Source organism: Actinocrispum sp. NPDC049592 (assembly GCF_040675465.1).
Lineage (GTDB): Bacteria > Actinomycetota > Actinomycetes > Mycobacteriales > Pseudonocardiaceae > Kibdelosporangium.
On sequence record NZ_JBFAPA010000007.1, the window covers coordinates 425,926 to 442,663 of the forward strand.

The following is a 16,738-nucleotide window of genomic DNA, read 5'->3' on the forward strand; positions in this document are numbered from 1 at the left end:
GTGACTCACAAAAGGGGATCGGGGCTGACGATCTTCTGCGGGCGTCGCGTTTTGTTTCGGGAGTATCCGACACCGGTGGAGCATCGTGAGAATTCTGGGTGACCGGCGCCAGAGCCACGGCTCGATCCGGACGAGACTCACCGTTGTCGTCGTGTTTTCCGCCATCGCGCTGGTGGCGATGTGGGCGCTGGTGAGCATCCCCCGGCTGTACGACGCGATCTATCTGCGGGCCGTCACCGACGCCATGCAGAAGGTGATGCCGCGGGCCACCGAGGCGTTGTCGTCCGTCCAGCAGGAGCGCGCACAAAGCCTGTTACAACTGGGTTCCGGCTCCGGTGAGCTGACCGACCGGCGGGTGCGCACCGACCAGGCCGTCAAGGGCGTCCGTGAGCTGGTGGAGCCGGTGCTGGCCCGCTCGCCGCAGGCCGTGCAGGACAAGTACGCCGAGTTCAACCGCACCATCGACCGGCTGCCCGGGATCCGCAGGCAGGTCGACGCCAAGTCGATCGGCCGGCCCGAATTGTACGGTTTCTACAACAATCTCACCGACGCCAGCATCGCTGTTTTCGACTCGATGGCGCACGCCGTGCCCGATCAGCAGACCGCGTTCAGCGGGGTCGAGGTGAACTCGCTGTTTCACGCCGCCGAGCTGATGTCAAGGTCGTCGACGCTGGTCTCCGGAGCGATTAACGCCGGTTCGCTGAATTCCGCCGACCACGCCGAATTCGCCCGGGTCTCCGGGGCGTATCGCCAGCAGTTGGAAATGTCCACACAAAACGCTTCGACTGATGTGAAGACCCGTTACCGCGAGTTACTGGCGAGCGACGACTGGAAACGGCTCGGCGCGGCCGAGGAGAAGCTGATCAACACCGGTCCGTGGACCGTGGTGAGCGGTAACAAGCGCACCGACGGGCAGCTGGCCGCGCCTCCGGTGAGTGAGCAGGAATGGCGGGATGTCACCGGAAAGGTCTATACCAGTCTGGAACAGCTGGGCGTGCGGCAGTTCGCCGAGTCCAGCCGACTGGCCTCGGACAAGTCCGCCAGCGGGCTGACCGAGGCGATCCTGGGCAGCGTGCTGGCGCTGCTGGTGGCCATCCTGACGATCGTGATCGCGCTGCGGATCATGCGCACCACCGCCCGCCGGCTCACCCGGTTGCGCTACGAGACCCTGGACCTGGCCGTGGAGAAGCTGCCGCCGATCGTGCGCCGGCTGCGCGCCGGTGAGCAGGTCGACGTGTCCACCGAGCTGCCCGAGCTGGACTTCGGCCGGGACGAGATCGGCCAGGTGGCCCGCGCGTTCAACGCCGCGCACACCACCGCCGTCGAGGCCGCCGTGCAGGAGTCGCAGGCCCGGGCCGGCATCCGCAACGTGTTCCTCGGCATCGCGCACCGCAGCCAGGCGCTGGTGCACCGCCAGCTGAAGATCCTGGACAAGCTGGAGCGCGAGGAGGAGGACCCCAAGCAGCTCGAGGCGCTGTTCGGCCTCGACCACCTGGCCACCAGGGCCCGGCGCAACGCCGAGAACCTGATCATCCTCGGTGGCCAGCAGCCCGGCCGCGCCTGGCGCAAGCCCATCCTGCTGGCCGACATCCTGCGCGGCGCGATCGCCGAGACCACGCAGTACAAACGGGTCCGGCTGCAGGGCGTGCCGCGCGCGATGGTGATGGGCTCCGCGGTCGCCGACGTGATGCACCTGCTGGCCGAGCTGCTGGACAACGCCACCTCGTTCTCCCCGCCGCAGTCGCAGGTCCGGCTGTACGGCGAGCCCGCCGCCAAGGGCGTGGTGATCGAGGTCGAGGACAACGGCCTGGGCATGTCGGCCGCCGACCGCGACCGGCACAACGCGGTGCTGGCCGACCCGCCCGACTTCGACACCATGGCGCTCAAGGGCGACCCGCGGCTGGGCCTGTTCGTGGTGGCCCGGCTGGCTGCCCGGCACGGCATCCGGGTGGAACTGCGCTCGTCGTCCTACGGCGGCACACGGGCGATCGTGCTCATCCCGGCCACCTTGCTGGTCGACGACGACACCGACAGCGCGGAGACCACGGCCGTGCTCGACCCGGTCCGCGGCCCGGCGCCGGAGTACATCGACGACGTGCTGCCGTTCCGGGTGACGCTGGCGCCGCAGGCCGAGACCACCACCAGCCTGAAGGTCGAGGAACGGCCCCCGGCGGCGCCGGAGTGGCCGCGCGAGGAGGCGCCGGAGCCGCCCGCGTCCCAGCCGCGGCCGGAGATCGCCCCGCCGCGGGCAGGGGAGCACTCGATGGACCTCCAGCCCCGCCCAGCCCTGCCGCGCCGCCGCCGGCAGGCCAGTCTCGCCCCGCAGTTGCGGGATGCCGCCGCGTTCACCCCGGAGCAGGCCGACGCCGATCCGGGACATGGCCGATCGCCGGAGGAGATCCGCTCGATCATGTCGGCTTTCCACAAGGAATCCAGACGTGCCCGGGACTCCAGCGGCGACGACGAGTAGGGGAGATTCGATGAAGAAGGCCACCACCAGAGCCGACCTGGACTGGTTGCTCGACGACCTGGTGGGACGGGTCGTGGGTGCCCGGCACGCGGTCGTGCTGTCCGCCGACGGCCTGCTGGTCGGCAGATCCGGCGCGCTGTCCAAAGAGGACGCCGAGCACCTTTCCGCGGTGGCGTCGGCGTTCCAGAGCCTGGCCCGGGGCACCGGGCGGCAGTTCGGCGGCGGCCGGGTGCGCCAGACGATCGTGGAGATGGAGCACGCGTTCCTGTTCGTCACCGCCGCGGGCCAGGGCACCTGCCTGGCCGTGCTGGGCGAGGAGGACTCGGACGTCGGCCTGATCGCCTACGAGATGAACATGCTCGTCAAGCAGGTCGGGTCGGTGCTCAACGCCCCGCCGAGGGTCGATACGGCCGGCGTCCCGGCGCCATGACGGCCCGGCGCGACAACTGGGTGGATGAGGAGGCCGGCCCGCTGGTCCGTCCCTACGCGCTGACGCAGGGGCGGACGGTGCCGGCGAACCGCGACCTTGACATGATCACGCTCGTGGTCACGGTCAGGGACGAGATCGACGCGGCCGGCATGGACGCCGACTACGTGCGGATCCTCGAGCTGTGCCACCAGCCCATGTCGGTCGCTGAGCTTTCCGCGCATATGGACGTGCCGATCGTCGTGGTGAAAGTACTGTTGTCTGACTTGATCGAGCGCGGCGAGATCGTCGCGCGTACCCCGGCTCGCGATGTGAAGGTTCCGGACTTGTCCCTACTGCAGGCGGTGCTCGATGGTGTCCGACGGCTCTGAGGCAGGCATCCCGAACGCGGTCAAGATCCTCGTCGCCGGCGGGTTCGGCGTCGGCAAGACCACCATGGTGGGCGCGGTCAGCGAGATCGCGCCGATGTCCACCGAGGAGCTGCTCACCGAGGCCGGGGTGGGCGTGGACGACCTGGCCGGCATCGAGGACAAGAAGACCACCACGGTGGCGCTGGACTTCGGCCGGATCACGCTGAGCGAGAAGGTGATCCTGTACCTGTTCGGCACGCCGGGGCAGGGCCGGTTCTGGTTCATGTGGGACGAGCTGGCCTACGGCTGCCTCGGCGCGGTCGTGCTGGCCGACACCCGGCGGCTGGACACCTGCTTCCCGTCCATCGACTTCTTCGAGCGGCGCGGCATCCCGTTCGTGATCGCGGTCAACCGGTTCCCGGACGCGGCGGGCTACGAGATCAGCGAGCTGCGCGACGCGCTGGACGTCAGCCCGGACACCCCGGTCGTGCTCTGCGACGCGCGCGACCGGGAGTCGGCGAAAGAGGTTCTGGTCACACTGGTGGAGTACGTGCTACGCAAGCAGCCCGCCACGTCTGCCACCATGTAGGTATGGCTCGCCTGAACTTCACCGAACTCAACGACACGATCCGCTACACGATGTGGTCGGTGTTCCGGATCGAGCCCGGACGGCTGCCGGAGGACCGCGGCCCGGCGGCCACCGAGGCCGAGGACTACCTGGACGCGCTCGAGGGCAAGGGTGTCGTGGTGCGTGGCGTGTACGACCTGGCCGGCCTGCGCGCCGACGCGGACTACATGATCTGGTGGCACGCCGCTGAGATCGAGCAGGTGCAGGCCGCCTACACCGGGCTGCGCCGGACCGCGCTGGGGCGCGCGTCCACGCCGGTGTGGAGCCAGGTCGCGCTGCACCGGCCGGCCGAGTTCAACAAGAGCCACATCCCGGCGTTCCTTGCCGGTGAGGAGGCTCGCAAGTACGTCTGCGTGTACCCGTTCGTCCGGTCCTACGAGTGGTACCTGCTGCCCGACGAGGAGCGCCGCCGGATGCTGGCGCAGCACGGGCACCAGGCGCGCGACTACCCGGACGTGCGCGCGAACACCGTGGCCTCGTTCGCGCTCGGCGACTACGAGTGGATCCTCGCGTTCGAGGCGGACGAGCTGCACCGGATCGTCGACCTGATGCGGCACCTGCGGGCCAGCGACGCGCGCAGGCACGTGCGTGAAGAGGTTCCGTTCTACACCGGGACGCGGCTGCCCGCGGCCGAGCTGGTCACCAACCTACCGTGACCCGATGACCGATCCCGTGCTGCCGGGCCGCTTCCGCATCGGCTCGGCGGCCGCGACGATCGTCCAGTCCACCACTGAGGCCGCCGCGGAGCTGTTCGCGGCCCGTGGTGGCACGCCTGGACCGGTGTCGGCCGACCCCTTGCACGCGGCGGTGGCTTTCCGCAGCGAGCGGTACCTGCGGCCGATGCCTTCGCAGGTCGAGGATCCGCTGACGGGCAACTACCGGGCCGCGGACGGCTGGGTTCGGTTGCACTGCAACTATCCGCACCACTTGGCCGCTGTCGGCGCCGCGCTGGGGACTTCGCTGGACCGTGCGGACGTTGTCGCGGCGGTGCGCGAGCGTCCGGCTCTCGATGTTGAGGAGGCCGTTGTCGCCGCTGGTGGGGCGGCTGCCGCGATGCGGACCCGCGACGAGTGGCTGGCGCATCCGCAAGGTGTTGCGCTGCAAGGTCTTCCACTGTGGGAGGTCACGCGGTTCGCGGACGCCCCGCCGACCGGGCTGTCCACTTCGGACCGGCCATTGAGCGGGATCCGGGTACTGGACCTGACACACGTCATCGCCGGACCGGTGTGCGGGCGGACGCTTGCGGCTCATGGGGCGGATGTGCTGCATGTGGGTGCCGCGCATTTGCCTGTGGTGGCGCCGTTGTTGCGGGACACCGAGTTCGGCAAGCGCTCGACCTACGTGGACCTTCGTTCGCCCGAAGGGGTTTCCGCTCTGCGGGACCTCGTGCGTGAGGCCGACGTGTTCATCCAGTCCTACCGGCCCGGCTCGCTGGCCGGTCGTGGGTTCGGCTTGGCGGAGCTGGCCGCGTTGCGGCCGGGGATCATCGTGGTCGACATCTCCGCGTGGGGCTGGGCAGGGCCGTGGCGGGCGCGCAGGGGCTTCGACAGCCTGGCGCAGATGGCCACTGGGATCGCGTACGGCGACCCGCCCGTGCCGTTGCCCTTGCAGTTCCTGGATCACGGAACGGGCTGGCTGGCGGCCTTTGGCGCGATGACCGCGCTGCGGCGGCGGATCGGTGAGGGCGGCTCGTGGCACGTCCGTGTGTCGCTGGCCAAGACCGGAATGTGGCTGGACGAGCAGGGCCGTACCGATATCGCCGGAGCTGAACCCGAGGTGAACGGACTGCTGACCGAGACGGACAGTGCTTTCGGGCCGCTGACGCATATTCGAATTCCAGGTGAACTGCCCGGTGCGCCGCCGTATTGGGACCACGGTCCAAGAATTGCTGGAACCGACCCGCCGGAATGGTGGTGACGCATTCCGGCGGGTGCGGAAGATCAAGTGATCCAGTCGTATCCCATGCTGTCGTCGTGAATGACGTCGTACCCCATGCTGGCGGTGTTGACGCAGTCGTAGCCCATGCTGTCCTGGCACAACGAGTCGTAGCCCATGCTGTCGGTGCCCACCGTGAGCGTGACCGTGGCGACCGCCGCTGCGCCGGCGAACAGTAGTGCGATGCGGCTTCGTGTCCGCATGAATTCCTCCGTATGGAGTCGGACAAAAATGCGCACCCACTGTGTCAGTGGATCGGTGAGCGGCGATCGAGCGCACAGTTAATAGTTGGCCAACGATGGATGGCGACAAAGATATGTGTCAGGTGACACTTCTTAGTGCAATTAACCGCTATTGTTAAACAGACGTTCACCCAGTATTATTCTGGCTGTGGCGCGGTCAGGCTCCATCTCGTTGATCGGCCGGGATGGGGAGCTGGCCCGGTTGGTCGGCTGGCTGCGTTCGCTGGCCCAGGGCCGGGGGCACGCCGTGCTGGTCGAGGGCGAGCCGGGGATCGGCAAGTCGATGCTGGTCCGGACCGCTTGTGCGGACACGGTTTTCCCGGTGTTCTGGGGTTCGGGCGACGAACTGGGGCAGGACCTGCCGTTGGTGCCGCTGGTCGACGGCCTGCGCGTGCACAGTGCCATTAACCACGGTGGCACCGATATCCGGCGTGACACCATCGCGCGGCTGCTGCGCGGCGAGACCGCGGCCGGGGTGGACGTGCCGAACGCGGTCGCCGAGCACTTGCTTGCGCTGATTGAGGAACTGTGTGCCGCCGGGCCGGTCGTCCTCGTGGTGGACGACCTTCAGTGGGCCGACCGCAACACCGTGGCGTTGTGTGCTCGGCTGGCCCGGCTCGTGCGGCAGCTGCCGTTGCTGTTCATCGGGATGATGCGGCCGGTGCCGCGGCGCGCGGATCTGTTGGCGCGGCGCGCGGATCTGTTGGCGCTGCGGCGGTCCATGCCCGAGCGGATCCGGCTGCCCAAGCTCGGTGAGGGCGATGTCCAGGCTTTGGTGACCGCGTTGAGCGGAGGAGCACCCAGCGACCGGCTGCTCGCGCTGTCCGCGGGCGCCGCGGGAAACCCGTTGTACGTCACCGAACTGATCGAGTCGCTGGCTCGCGGTGGCCGGCTGTTCACCACTGAGGCCGGTTTGGTGGAGACGACGACCGGGCGGGTGCCGCGGTCGTTGTCGGCCGCGATCGCCGAACGCCTGGGGTTCCTGCCCGAGGGCGTGCCGGACGTGCTGCGGACCGCGGCGCTGCTCGGGGTCGAATTCTCGGTGGGCGACCTGACGATCGTGTCCGGGCGGGCGACAGCGGATCTCGTCCCGGCGATCGAGGACGCCCGTGAAGCCGGGATCTTGACGGAGTCCGCTGATGGTCTCGCGTTCCGGCATCCGTTGATCAGGATGGCGTTGTACGAACAGCTTCCGCCTGCGGTGCGGGCGGCTTGGCACGCCGACGCGGGACGGGCTTTGGCGGCGGCGGGCGCGCCCGCGGACCGGGTTGCCCGTCAGCTGCTGAAGTCCGGCGCGTCGAACGAGGACTGGTTGGTGCGCTGGCTGACCGCGGCCGCGCCGACCCTGGTCGGACAGGCGCCGAAAGCCGCGGCGGAGTTGCTGCGGCGGGTGGAGCCGCGAGCGGAACTGGCGCTGTGGCTGGCCGAAGCGCTTTACCGGATGGGCGAACCAGCCGAGGCCGAGCAGGTCGCCACTCGTGCGCTCGCCGCCGGTCCGGAGCCGGGTCCGCTGGTCGAGTTGCACCGGATTCTCGTGCAGTGCCAGACGTTGACCGGTCAGTCCGAGCAAGCGTTGCCCGCATTGACCGCAGCCTTGGACACCCCGGGGCTGACTGCTGTGCACAAGGCGCGGCTGCAGGTGCTGGCGGCGAGGGTGCACCGGATCCTGGGGCAGGTCGATGAGGCCGAGACGCTCGCGTCGAGTGTGCTCGAGATGACCGACGACCGTGCTGCTGTCGGCTGGGCGTTGCATGTGTTGACGCTGCTGTCGATGATGCGCGGTCAGATGGCGGAGGCGCTGCCGTTGTTCGAACGGGCATTGGCGGTCACCGAGGAGACCGATCTGCGGTTGTTGTTGCGGATCAACCAGTCGGTGACGCTGGGCGACCTGGACCGGTACGACGAGGCCAAGGCCGCGTTGACCCAGGTCCGGGACCACGCGGAACGGTCCGGCAGCGTCGTCCGGCTGACCCAGGCGCACAGCGCGATGGGACAGCTGTTGTGGGACACCGGTGGCTGGGACGACGCACTGGCCGAAGTGGACGTTGTGCCGGTGGAGGCCAAGGACCCGGCGGTGGTGTGCTGCGATCACGGGGTGGCAGCGGTGATCGCGTTCCACCGTGGGGATCCGGTGACCGGGCGGACGCACCTGGCGGCGGCCACGCCGGCGGCGGCGAAGATCGGGCAGCGGGTGGTCTGGTCGCTGAGCCTGGCGCGCAGCCTGTCGGCCGAACACGACGGCGACCCGCGGCTGGCGTTGGCGGAACTCGTTGGTGGCATTGAGGACAAGGCCGACATCGAGGACCTGCTGCCGGACGCCGTCCGGCTCGCGGTCCAGGTCGGCGACCTGGACACGGCCACCTCGGTCACCGCGCGTGTTGAGTCGCATGTGGACTCCGCCCCTCGGCGCCGGGCCGCGGCCTTGTACTGCCGGGGTTTGCTGGACCAGAACCCAGCTGAGCTGCTGGAGGCCGCGGGGCAGTACTCCGACGCCGGACGGCCGCTTCCGCGTGCCAAAGCGCTTGAGGCGGCGGCGATCGCCTTCGTGACGATGGGGGACCGGAGTTCGGCGCGGGCCGCGTTCACCCACGCGGGCAACGTGTACGAGGAACTCGGCGCGAGCTGGGACAGTGCCCGGCTGGCCGCGGTGCAGCGGGCCGCCGGGATCCGGCGCGGGCCACGGGTCGCGCACCGGAAAGCCAGTCACGGCTGGGAAAGCCTGACACCCACCGAGTCGACCATCGCCGGGTTCGTGGTCGAGGGCATGACCAACCGGCAGATCGCCGCCCGGTTGTTCCTGTCGCCGCGCACCGTCGGCACGCACGTCTCGCACATCCTGACCAAGCTGGGGGTCGGCTCCCGCACCGACATCGCCCGCGAGGCCGCCCGGCGCTCCAGCTGACCTTCAGTCGTTCTTTCCCAGCGCTTTAGCGGAATGGGTGATCGTTGTCTCCTGGCGGAGTTGGCGTTGCGGCGAGGAGACGATCACGGGATGGCTGGCTACTTCCGGCGGCGGGTCTGGCCGTTGTTCGTCGAGTCGATGGTCCGGCTGGGGTCGGTCTTCGCCAGCTACACCCCGGCGCCCGAGTCCAAAGAGGACCTTCTGCCGAAGAAGCCCGAGCCGGTGCTGTCCGACCCGCCCGCCGGGCATCCCGAGCGGGTGTGCCCCGAACAGCAGCCGACGCCGGCCGAGACCGCCCTGTTCCGGCAGCTCGGCTGGCGTCGTTCGTCATGACAGGCGGGAAACCGCCTCGGTCACGGGGATCTTGCCCAGCGTCATCCGGGAACCGACGACCGCGCGAGCGTGACCCGCGCCGACAACACCGCTGAACGTTCCCGATTCGCCGTACACCACCAGGAACTTCCCGGTCTCCGGATCGGAGCGGACCAACGTCGCCTCGCCCGCGGTCGAGCCGAGCGCCTGCAGCTTGAGCCCGTACTGGTCACTCCAGAAGTACGTCGACGGCTGGTGAACCGACTGGCCGCCAAGGATGTTCGCGGCCACCACCGACGCCATCTCGCCCGCGCTGGTCCAGTGCTCCACCCGGCCCGATCCGCGGACGTGGGCGACGTCACCGACCGCCCAGATCCCAGGCGCCACAGCGCAGTCCGGGCCGCACACCACCCCGTCGCCGGTCTCGATGCCCGAACCATCGAGCCAGGCAACGTTCGGCACACCACCGATCGCGGCCACGACGACGTCTCCCGCAGCCTCCCGGCCGTCCTGCAGGTGCACGACACCATCGCGGACGTCGGTCACCGACGTATCGAAAAGGGTTGTGACGCCATGGTTCTCGTGCCACTGGCCAATGAGGTCACACGCAACTGATCCGTTGAGGGCCTGCCAAAGCGGGCCGGGGCAGGGCTCGATCAGCGTGACCGGGTGGCCCAGGGAACGGAACGTCGCAGCGATCTCGCAGCCGAGCACCCCGGCCCCGACAACGACCAGACGTGCCGGCTCGGTCATGGCTGACCGGATCGCCGACGCGTCCTCAAGGGTGCGCAACGTCAACGCTCCCGGCATCGGCCGGGCAGAGAGTCCCGTGGCGATGACCAGGTGGTCGTATCCCAGCACGGTTCCGTCGGCGAGAGCGACCTTCCGGCCGTCCTTGTCCAGCCCCACGGCGGCGTTGCCGAGTAGCAAGTCCGCGTCGACTGGACCCAGCGAGACGTCTTGAACCTCCCCTGACAGGACGCCTTTGGACAACGGCGGACGGTCGTAGGGTGAATGCTTCTCGGCGCCCACAACGGAGACGGGCCCGCTGAACCCCGCTGTGCGAAGTGCTTGCACAGTACGGAATCCGGCGAGCCCGGCGCCTACGATGACGATCCGCATGTCACACCGCGGCCGCGGCGGCGGCCCAGTGCTTGCGCAGGTGCGGGACGAACTCGTCGGCCCGCTCGTCCGGGAAGTACAGCTTCCCGCCCTCGATCTCGATCACCTCGGTGGCGCCCGGGATGGTGTCGCGCAGCCAGTGCGCCCAGGACAGCTCGAAGTGGAAGTCGCCGGTGCCCCAGACGATCAGGGTCGGCACGGTCAACGCCTTCAGCCCGGGCTCGGCGTCCAGCAGGTGCTGGGAGTCCAACGAACTCAGTAGCCGCTCGAAGTGACGCGCGTTCTCCAGCGAGCCGCAGATCGGCTCCAGGTAGGTGCGCAGCGTCTCGTCGGCCAGCTTGTCCGGGAACTCGTAGTTCAGGCCGATCGCGCGCTCGCCGGAGCGGGCCTCCTCGATCTCCTTCATCATGTTCAACGCGACCGGCGCCAGCTCGCCCTTCCTGGCCAGCTCCACGGTGCCCTTGAAGGCCTCGTTGGGGATGTTGTCGTGCGCCTCGCAGTTGGTGAGGGTGAACGAGCGCAGCCGCTGCGGGTGCCGGGAGGCGAAGATCTGCGAGACGGCCGCGCCGGTGTCGTTGGCGACGAGATCCACATTGGACAGGTCCATGGCGTCCAGGAAGTCCTCGACGGCGTCGGCCAGCGCGGACAGCGACAGGTCCTGGTCGTCGGTGACCTTGCTCTGCCCGTGCAGGGGCAGATCCATGGCCACGCAACGACGTTCGTCCTTCAGCTGGCCGATCACGTTGCGCCACAGGTACCCGTTGGTGCCCAGGCCGTGCACGAACACCGACACCGGGCCCTCGCCGATGTCCATGTAGCCGATGGTGCCCGACTTGGTCTGGATCGTCCGGCGGTGGGAGTTGAACTCCTGCAGGTTCATCGGCTGCTCGCTTCCTCGGTCTGCAGCAGCGCGATGGCGTGCTCAGGGCAGGCGGAGACCCCACGGGCGGCGCCGTCGCGCTGCTCCTCGGTGATCTCGAACTCGCCCATCTCGTTGAACCCGGTGTCCTCGTTGATGCTGAAGACCTCCGGTGCCAGGGCGTAGCACATGCCGTGCCCCATACAGCGTTGTGAGTCGACCTGGACCCTCATGTGGTTTTCCTCCTGGAGAATGGTTCAGAGCAGGGCCTGGGCGAGCTCACGCCACTCGGCCATCGGCGTGCGGCCCGGGTCGGCGGTCAGCACCTGCAGGCAGACGTGGTCGGCGCCGGCCTCGTGCTGCTTGCGCACCCGGCTGGCGATCGCGTCGACATCGCCGTACGCGACCAGCGCGTCCACCACTGCCTCGGTGCCGCCGTCGCGCAGGTCATCCTCGGCAAAGCCAAGGCTGATCAGGCTTTTCACGTAGTGGTCCACCCGGAGGTACGCGGCAACGTGTGCGTGCGCGGTCTGGCGAGCACGGTCCACATCGGAATCCAGCACGACCGCCTGTTCGACCGCGAGCAGCGCCTCGGACCCGAGGATCTCCCGCGCGCGAACGGTGTGGTCGACCGGCACGAGGTAACTCAGGGAGCCCCAAGCCTTGTCCGCCGCGAGCCGCAGCATCTTCGGTCCCAGCGCGGCGATCACGCGCCGCGGGGTGACCGGCAGGCTCGGGCCGAGCGGGGCCTCGGTCATGCCGTCGAGGTAGTCGCGCATGGTGGCCACCGGCGGGCCGAACTGCTGGTTGCGCACCCGTTGCACGCCCATCGGCGAGCTGAGGCCCATACCCAGCAGGAACCGCCCGGGGAACGCGCCGGCCAGAGTTCGCTGGCCCTGCGCCATGGTCACCGCGTCGCGGCCGTAGATGCACGCGATCCCGGTGGCGACGACCATTTTCGACGTCGCCCCGAGCAGCATCGTGGCCTGGGTGAACGCCTCCCGGCCGAACGCCTCGCCGAACCACAGCGTGCCGTAGCCGAGCTCCTCGATCTCCCGCGCGGCCGCGGTCAGCTCACCGACCGGCAGCTCCTCCAGCGCGAACGTCCACAGCCCGACCCGGCCCAGCGCAATGGTTTCCGGCTCGGCGGGGTCCTCCTCGGTGCTGATCGCGCCCTGGGGGCAGGCCGCCGCGCCGCGCAGGGCGGCGTGCCGCATGCTCAGCGGGACCTCGAAGCCGCCCATCTCGTTGCGCCCGGTGGCGGCGTCCACTGTGTACACCTGGCCGCCGGTCGCCTGACACATCCCACGCCCCACGCACTTGTGCGCGTCGACGTGCACCCTGATCGCCATGGCACTCCTAGTAGCTGATCGGCAGGCTGGTGACGCCGCGCACGGTGGTGAAGTGCCGCACCGGCTTGAGGCCCTCGGTGATGCCGTAGCGCGGGACGCGGGCGTGCCACTCCTCGACGGCCAGCCGGATCACCCGGCGCGCCAGGTGCATGCCCAGGCAGCGGTGCGGGCCGATGGCGAACACGAGCTGGCGGGTGACCTGGCGGTCGAAGTCGACCTCATCGGGGTTCTCGAACACCGACGGGTCCAGGCCGGACATGCCCCACGGCATGAGCACCATGTCGCCCTTGCGCATCCGCACGCCGTGCCGTTCGACGTCCTGCACGACCATCCGCGCGGTGGCTGAGACCGGGTCGTGCCGGATCAGCTCCTCCACCACGGCCGGGATCTTCGCCGGGTTGGCCACGACGTAGTCCTGCGTGTCCGGGTTCTGCGCGAGGTGCAGGAACACCACCGCCATCGCGGCGGTGGTGGTGTCGAACGCGGCCAGCATGTTCATGAACGCGACGTTGATCATCTCGTCCTGGGTGGGCTCGCGGCCGTCGAACCGGATCCGCAACAGGCCGCTCAGGACATCCCGGCGGCCCTCGATGCCCTCGTCGCGGCGGCGGTCGATGGCGTCGGAGAAGAACTGCCACAGCGGCTGGGCCGCCTCGATCACCTCGGCCTGGTTGTTGGCCTTGGGCATGGCGTGCCGCAGCCACTCCTTGTAGTCCATGATCTGCGGCAGGTACTCACGGCCGATGCCGAACGTGATCAGGAACGCCTCGGCGGGCAGCTTGACCGCGATGTCCTCGATGAACTCGCAGCCGCCCTTCTCGATGTAGGGCTCGATGGTGTCGATGGTGGCCTGCCGGATCTCCGGCGTGAAGTGGTTGACCACACTGGGGTTGAACAGCTCGGACATGGCCTGCCGCCACTTGCGGTGGTGCTCGCCGTCCAGCTGGATCGGGATCGCCTTCTCGGCGAACACGTCGTGCGGCGGGATGGAGAGCATCTCGTTGGAGAAGATCTCCGGGTTGCGCGCGGCCCACTCCATGTCCTCGTACCGGGTGATCATCCAGTACCCGCCGAGCTCCTCCGACCACACGATCGGCGCGTGGTCGCGGATCTCCTTGAAGTAGGGAACCGGGTCGTCCTGTAGCCAGGGCTGGTAGACACTCCATTGCCGGATCCGCTCCTCCAGCGTCCCCGGCGCGCTGACAGGGCACTGGCCCGAGGTGGGGACGTCCGCCATGTCTGGCTCCTTCCGGCTGCGATCGCCTGCTTGGTCCCGGCAAGGCTCTGGCAACCGGCTTAGCGGCGGCTTGTCGCGCCCTAAAGCCAGCAGAGCTTTAGGGCGGGCTTAGCCCGCGCGGACATCCTCGCCGCACGGCAGGTCCAGGGGCGCCTGCACGCCCGCGGACGCTCCTTTCGCGCGCCGAACGCAAAGGGAGAAAGGCATGGCAGACCCGCAGACCGTGCAGCAGTGCCCGTTCACGGGCCCCGCCACGGTGGAGGAACGAACCCGCCAGTGGAGCATCTACCAGCCCTGGCTGCAGGACGACCCGGTCACGTACTTCAAGCAGATGCGTGACCAGGCCCCGATCGTGCGGTCGGAGGAGCTGGGCGGGTACTGGATCCTGACCCGGTACGAGGACGTGGAGTGGGCCGCGCGCAACCCGGAGATCTTCTCCAACGCGCAGATCGCCATCCCGCACCGGCAGTTCTTCCCGGACAAGCAGATCCCGGTGCAGCTGGACGGCGAGGAGCACCGCAAGTGGCGGCAGGCGCTGTCGGACCTGTTCAACCCGGGGGTGGTCAACCACTTCACGCCGCAGATCCGCCAGGCCGTCGTGGACACCATCGAGACGGTGGTGGACAAGGGTGAGTGCGAGTTCATCTCCGAGGTGGCCACGCGCCTGCCCGCCGAGACGTTCGTGATCACGTTCGGCATCGGCCGCGAGTACGTGCAGGGCATGCTGGACCACAAGGAGTGGCTGCGCCGGGAGGGCATTCCCAACGCCCGCAACGAGGAGGAGTTCTACGCGGCCAACCGTCCACTGTGGATGTTCTTCTCCGACGCCATCGACCGGCGCCGGGCCGAGGGCACCGAGGGCCGCCGGGACGTGCTCAGCCAGCTGATCAACACCACGTTCGACGGCCGGAAGCTGACCCAGGACGAGATGATCAACACGGCGTTCGTGACCATGCTCGCCGCGCTGGACACCACGACCGCCGCGCTGGGCCTGATGTTCCAGTACCTGGCCCGCAACCCGGCCGCGCAGGACTTCGTGGTGCGCTCGCCGGAGAAGGCGCCCTCGATCACCGAGGAACTGCTGCGGCACGAACCCGTTGTGACCACCGGCCGGGTCGTCACGCGGGACGTGGAACGGCACGGTGTCACCATGCGCGCCGGTGACCGCGTGCTGATGCCCTGGGGCATGACCGGTCTGGACGCGTCGGTCTTCGAGAACCCCGAGACGGTCGACTTCGAGCGCAGCACCACCCGGCACCTGGCCTTCGCCGTCGGCCCGCACCGCTGCCTGGGCATGTTCGTGGCCCGGCGGGTGATGAACCTGGCGCTGGAGGAGTGGCACCAGCGGATCCCGCGCTACCACGTCAAACCCGGGTTCACGCCCCGGCGGCACTACAGCCCCGCGCGCGGGGTGGCCAACCTGGAGCTGGTGTTCGGCGAGGAGCAGGCATGAGCGCGCCGGTCGTCATCGCCGGGGCGGGCCCGGTCGGCCTGATGCTGGCCGGTGAGCTGCGCCGGGCCGACATCGACGTGGTCGTGATCGAGCGGCTCGAGCAGCGCGTGCCGTGGCCGCGGTCGCTGTTCATCCAGAACCGGTCGATGGAGGTGCTCGCCCAGCGCGGGCTGGACTGGTTCGCCGACTCTCCTCGCTGGGTCAACTACAACTTCGGCTTCCTTCACTTAGGACGGCTGCGCGACGACACCGAGTTCGTGCCGCGCTACGGCCCGCAGCACAAGTTCGAGGAGCTGCTGGAGGGCCGTGCCCTTCAGATGGGCACGGATCTGCGCCGGGGCCACGAAGTCATCGGGCTGGACCAGGATGCCGACGGCGTGACCGTGCGGATCCGGGGCACGGACGGCGAGTACTCGCTGCGGGCGGCGTATCTCGTCGGCTGCGATGGTGGTCGCAGCAACGTGCGCAAGCTGGCCGGGATCGACTTCCCGGGGACGCCGTCCACGTTGAGCGGGATCACCGCGTGGATCTCGTTGACCGAGGACCAGTTCCCCAGTGGCGTCAAGGCGGAGATCCACGAGAACGGCATCTTCGCGGTGGCACAGCTGGAACCGGGCCTGTTCCGGGCCACCACCATCGAGTTCGGCACGGGTCTGCCCGGCCGGGACCTCGAGGTGACGGCGGAGGAACTGCGTGAGACGGCTCAGCGGATTGCCGGGATCGACCTCAAGGTCGGTGACGTGCACTGGATTTCCCGGTTCGGCAACGCCACCCGAGTCGCGGCGGAGTACCGCAAGGGCCGGGTGCTGCTGGCCGGGGACGCGGCGCACATCCACTTCGCGTCCGCCGCGCAGGGCCTGAACACCGGCATCCAGGACGCGGTCAACCTCGGCTGGAAGATCGCCGCCGACATCCAGGGCTGGGCGCCGCCGGGCCTGCTGGACACCTACCACACCGAGCGGCATCCGGTGGGGGAGCGGGTGTGCATGTACTCGCAGGCCCAAGTCGCGCTCTACCACCCGGTGGAGAAGGTGGGCCCGCTGCGGGAGCTGCTGAGCGAGCTGTTCCAGCTGGAGGACGTCAGCCGGTTCCTGCTCGAGCTGTCCACCGGGCTGGGCATCAAGTATCCGGCGGAGTGTGAACATCCCCTTGCCGGGCAACGGATGCCGGACGCGCAACTGGCCGGTTCGACCGGTCCGGCAACGGTGTTCGAGACCCTGCAACCAGGTATGGGCGTGCTGCTCGACCTCACCGGCGGCGCTGTGGTGCTGCCGGAGGGGTGGTCGGACCGCGTGCTCAAGGTCAGCGCCGACCCGGTCGCGGAGCTGGACGCGGACGTCGTGCTGGTCCGGCCGGACGGCTACGTCATGCACGTCGGTCGTGAGGGCGATGCCGAAACCTGCGGCGGCCTTCGGCGCCCAGAAGGCGAGCGTGCCCATGAAGAAGATG

Annotated in this window: 16 protein-coding genes; 10 read left to right on the top strand and 6 right to left on the bottom strand. The window is 69.1% G+C overall.

Annotated elements, in window-relative coordinates; translation table 11 throughout:
* The first annotated feature begins 85 nt into the window (after positions 1-85).
* Genes AB0J95_RS20910 through AB0J95_RS20935 form a run of 6 tightly spaced genes read left to right on the top strand, consistent with a single transcriptional unit; the run spans position 86 to position 5,792 of the window.
* Positions 86-2,470, top strand: coding sequence for a sensor histidine kinase (locus tag AB0J95_RS20910; RefSeq protein WP_364759902.1), 2,385 nt, complete (start codon positions 86-88; stop codon positions 2,468-2,470).
* A 10-nt stretch (positions 2,471-2,480) separates the two neighbouring features.
* Positions 2,481-2,900: a roadblock/LC7 domain-containing protein gene (locus AB0J95_RS20915; RefSeq protein ID WP_364759905.1), complete on the top strand. Its 420-nt coding sequence runs from the start codon at positions 2,481-2,483 to the stop codon at positions 2,898-2,900.
* Complete coding sequence (locus AB0J95_RS20920; protein WP_364759907.1) at positions 2,897-3,268, top strand: DUF742 domain-containing protein; 372 nt, start codon at positions 2,897-2,899, stop codon at positions 3,266-3,268. The genes AB0J95_RS20915 and AB0J95_RS20920 overlap by 4 nt, the downstream gene beginning before the upstream one ends.
* Complete coding sequence (locus AB0J95_RS20925; RefSeq protein WP_364759910.1) at positions 3,249-3,836, top strand: ATP/GTP-binding protein; 588 nt, start codon at positions 3,249-3,251, stop codon at positions 3,834-3,836. Before AB0J95_RS20920 ends, AB0J95_RS20925 begins: the two co-directional genes overlap by 20 nt.
* Positions 3,837-3,838: 2 nt before the next feature.
* Complete coding sequence (gene hemQ, locus AB0J95_RS20930; protein ID WP_364759913.1) at positions 3,839-4,531, top strand: hydrogen peroxide-dependent heme synthase; 693 nt, start codon at positions 3,839-3,841, stop codon at positions 4,529-4,531.
* 4 nt (positions 4,532-4,535) lie between these two features.
* Positions 4,536-5,792, top strand: coding sequence for a CoA transferase (locus AB0J95_RS20935; RefSeq protein WP_364759916.1), 1,257 nt, complete (start codon positions 4,536-4,538; stop codon positions 5,790-5,792).
* A gap of 23 nt (positions 5,793-5,815) precedes the next feature.
* Here the strand turns inward: AB0J95_RS20935 and AB0J95_RS20940 are convergent, their stop codons facing one another.
* A complete protein-coding gene (locus AB0J95_RS20940; RefSeq protein WP_364759919.1) occupies positions 5,816-6,013 on the bottom strand; it encodes a hypothetical protein in 198 nt (65 codons plus the stop codon).
* A 187-nt stretch (positions 6,014-6,200) separates the two neighbouring features.
* On the opposite strand from AB0J95_RS20940, the gene AB0J95_RS20945 reads away from it, so the two are divergent.
* The gene (locus AB0J95_RS20945) at positions 6,201-8,954 is read left to right on the top strand and encodes an AAA family ATPase (protein ID WP_364759922.1); all 2,754 of its coding nucleotides are present in this window, start codon (positions 6,201-6,203) and stop codon (positions 8,952-8,954) included.
* 90 nt (positions 8,955-9,044) lie between these two features.
* The gene (locus tag AB0J95_RS20950; protein WP_364759925.1) at positions 9,045-9,287 is read left to right on the top strand and encodes a DUF6059 family protein; all 243 of its coding nucleotides are present in this window, start codon (positions 9,045-9,047) and stop codon (positions 9,285-9,287) included.
* Here the strand turns inward: AB0J95_RS20950 and AB0J95_RS20955 are convergent.
* Genes AB0J95_RS20955 through AB0J95_RS20975 form a run of 5 tightly spaced genes read right to left on the bottom strand, consistent with a single transcriptional unit; the run spans position 9,282 to position 13,836 of the window.
* Positions 9,282-10,388 carry an FAD-dependent oxidoreductase gene (locus AB0J95_RS20955; protein ID WP_364759928.1) on the bottom strand — a complete coding sequence of 369 codons (1,107 nt, stop codon included), beginning with the start codon at positions 10,386-10,388 and terminating at the stop codon, positions 9,282-9,284. The genes AB0J95_RS20950 and AB0J95_RS20955 overlap by 6 nt on opposite strands.
* A gap of 1 nt (position 10,389) precedes the next feature.
* Positions 10,390-11,268: an alpha/beta hydrolase gene (locus AB0J95_RS20960; RefSeq protein WP_364759931.1), complete on the bottom strand. Its 879-nt coding sequence runs from the start codon at positions 11,266-11,268 to the stop codon at positions 10,390-10,392.
* Entirely contained in the window at positions 11,265-11,480 is a 216-nt protein-coding gene (locus AB0J95_RS20965) for a ferredoxin (RefSeq protein ID WP_364759934.1), read from the bottom strand. Before AB0J95_RS20965 ends, AB0J95_RS20960 begins: the two co-directional genes overlap by 4 nt.
* Before the next feature lie 24 nt (positions 11,481-11,504).
* Positions 11,505-12,599: a TIGR03620 family F420-dependent LLM class oxidoreductase gene (locus tag AB0J95_RS20970; protein ID WP_364759937.1), complete on the bottom strand. Its 1,095-nt coding sequence runs from the start codon at positions 12,597-12,599 to the stop codon at positions 11,505-11,507.
* A 7-nt stretch (positions 12,600-12,606) separates the two neighbouring features.
* The gene (locus AB0J95_RS20975; protein ID WP_364759939.1) at positions 12,607-13,836 is read right to left on the bottom strand and encodes a cytochrome P450; all 1,230 of its coding nucleotides are present in this window, start codon (positions 13,834-13,836) and stop codon (positions 12,607-12,609) included.
* A gap of 205 nt (positions 13,837-14,041) precedes the next feature.
* Between AB0J95_RS20975 and AB0J95_RS20980 the strand changes: the two genes are divergently transcribed.
* Together AB0J95_RS20980 and AB0J95_RS20985 are read left to right on the top strand one after the other, a co-directional pair.
* Positions 14,042-15,289 (top strand): cytochrome P450, encoded by a 1,248-nt coding sequence (locus tag AB0J95_RS20980; protein WP_364759942.1) that lies wholly within the window; start codon positions 14,042-14,044, stop codon positions 15,287-15,289.
* Positions 15,286-16,738, top strand: a 1,453-nt coding sequence (locus tag AB0J95_RS20985; protein WP_364759945.1) for an FAD-dependent monooxygenase, incomplete at its 3' end; no start/stop codon positions are given. The genes AB0J95_RS20980 and AB0J95_RS20985, both read left to right, overlap by 4 nt.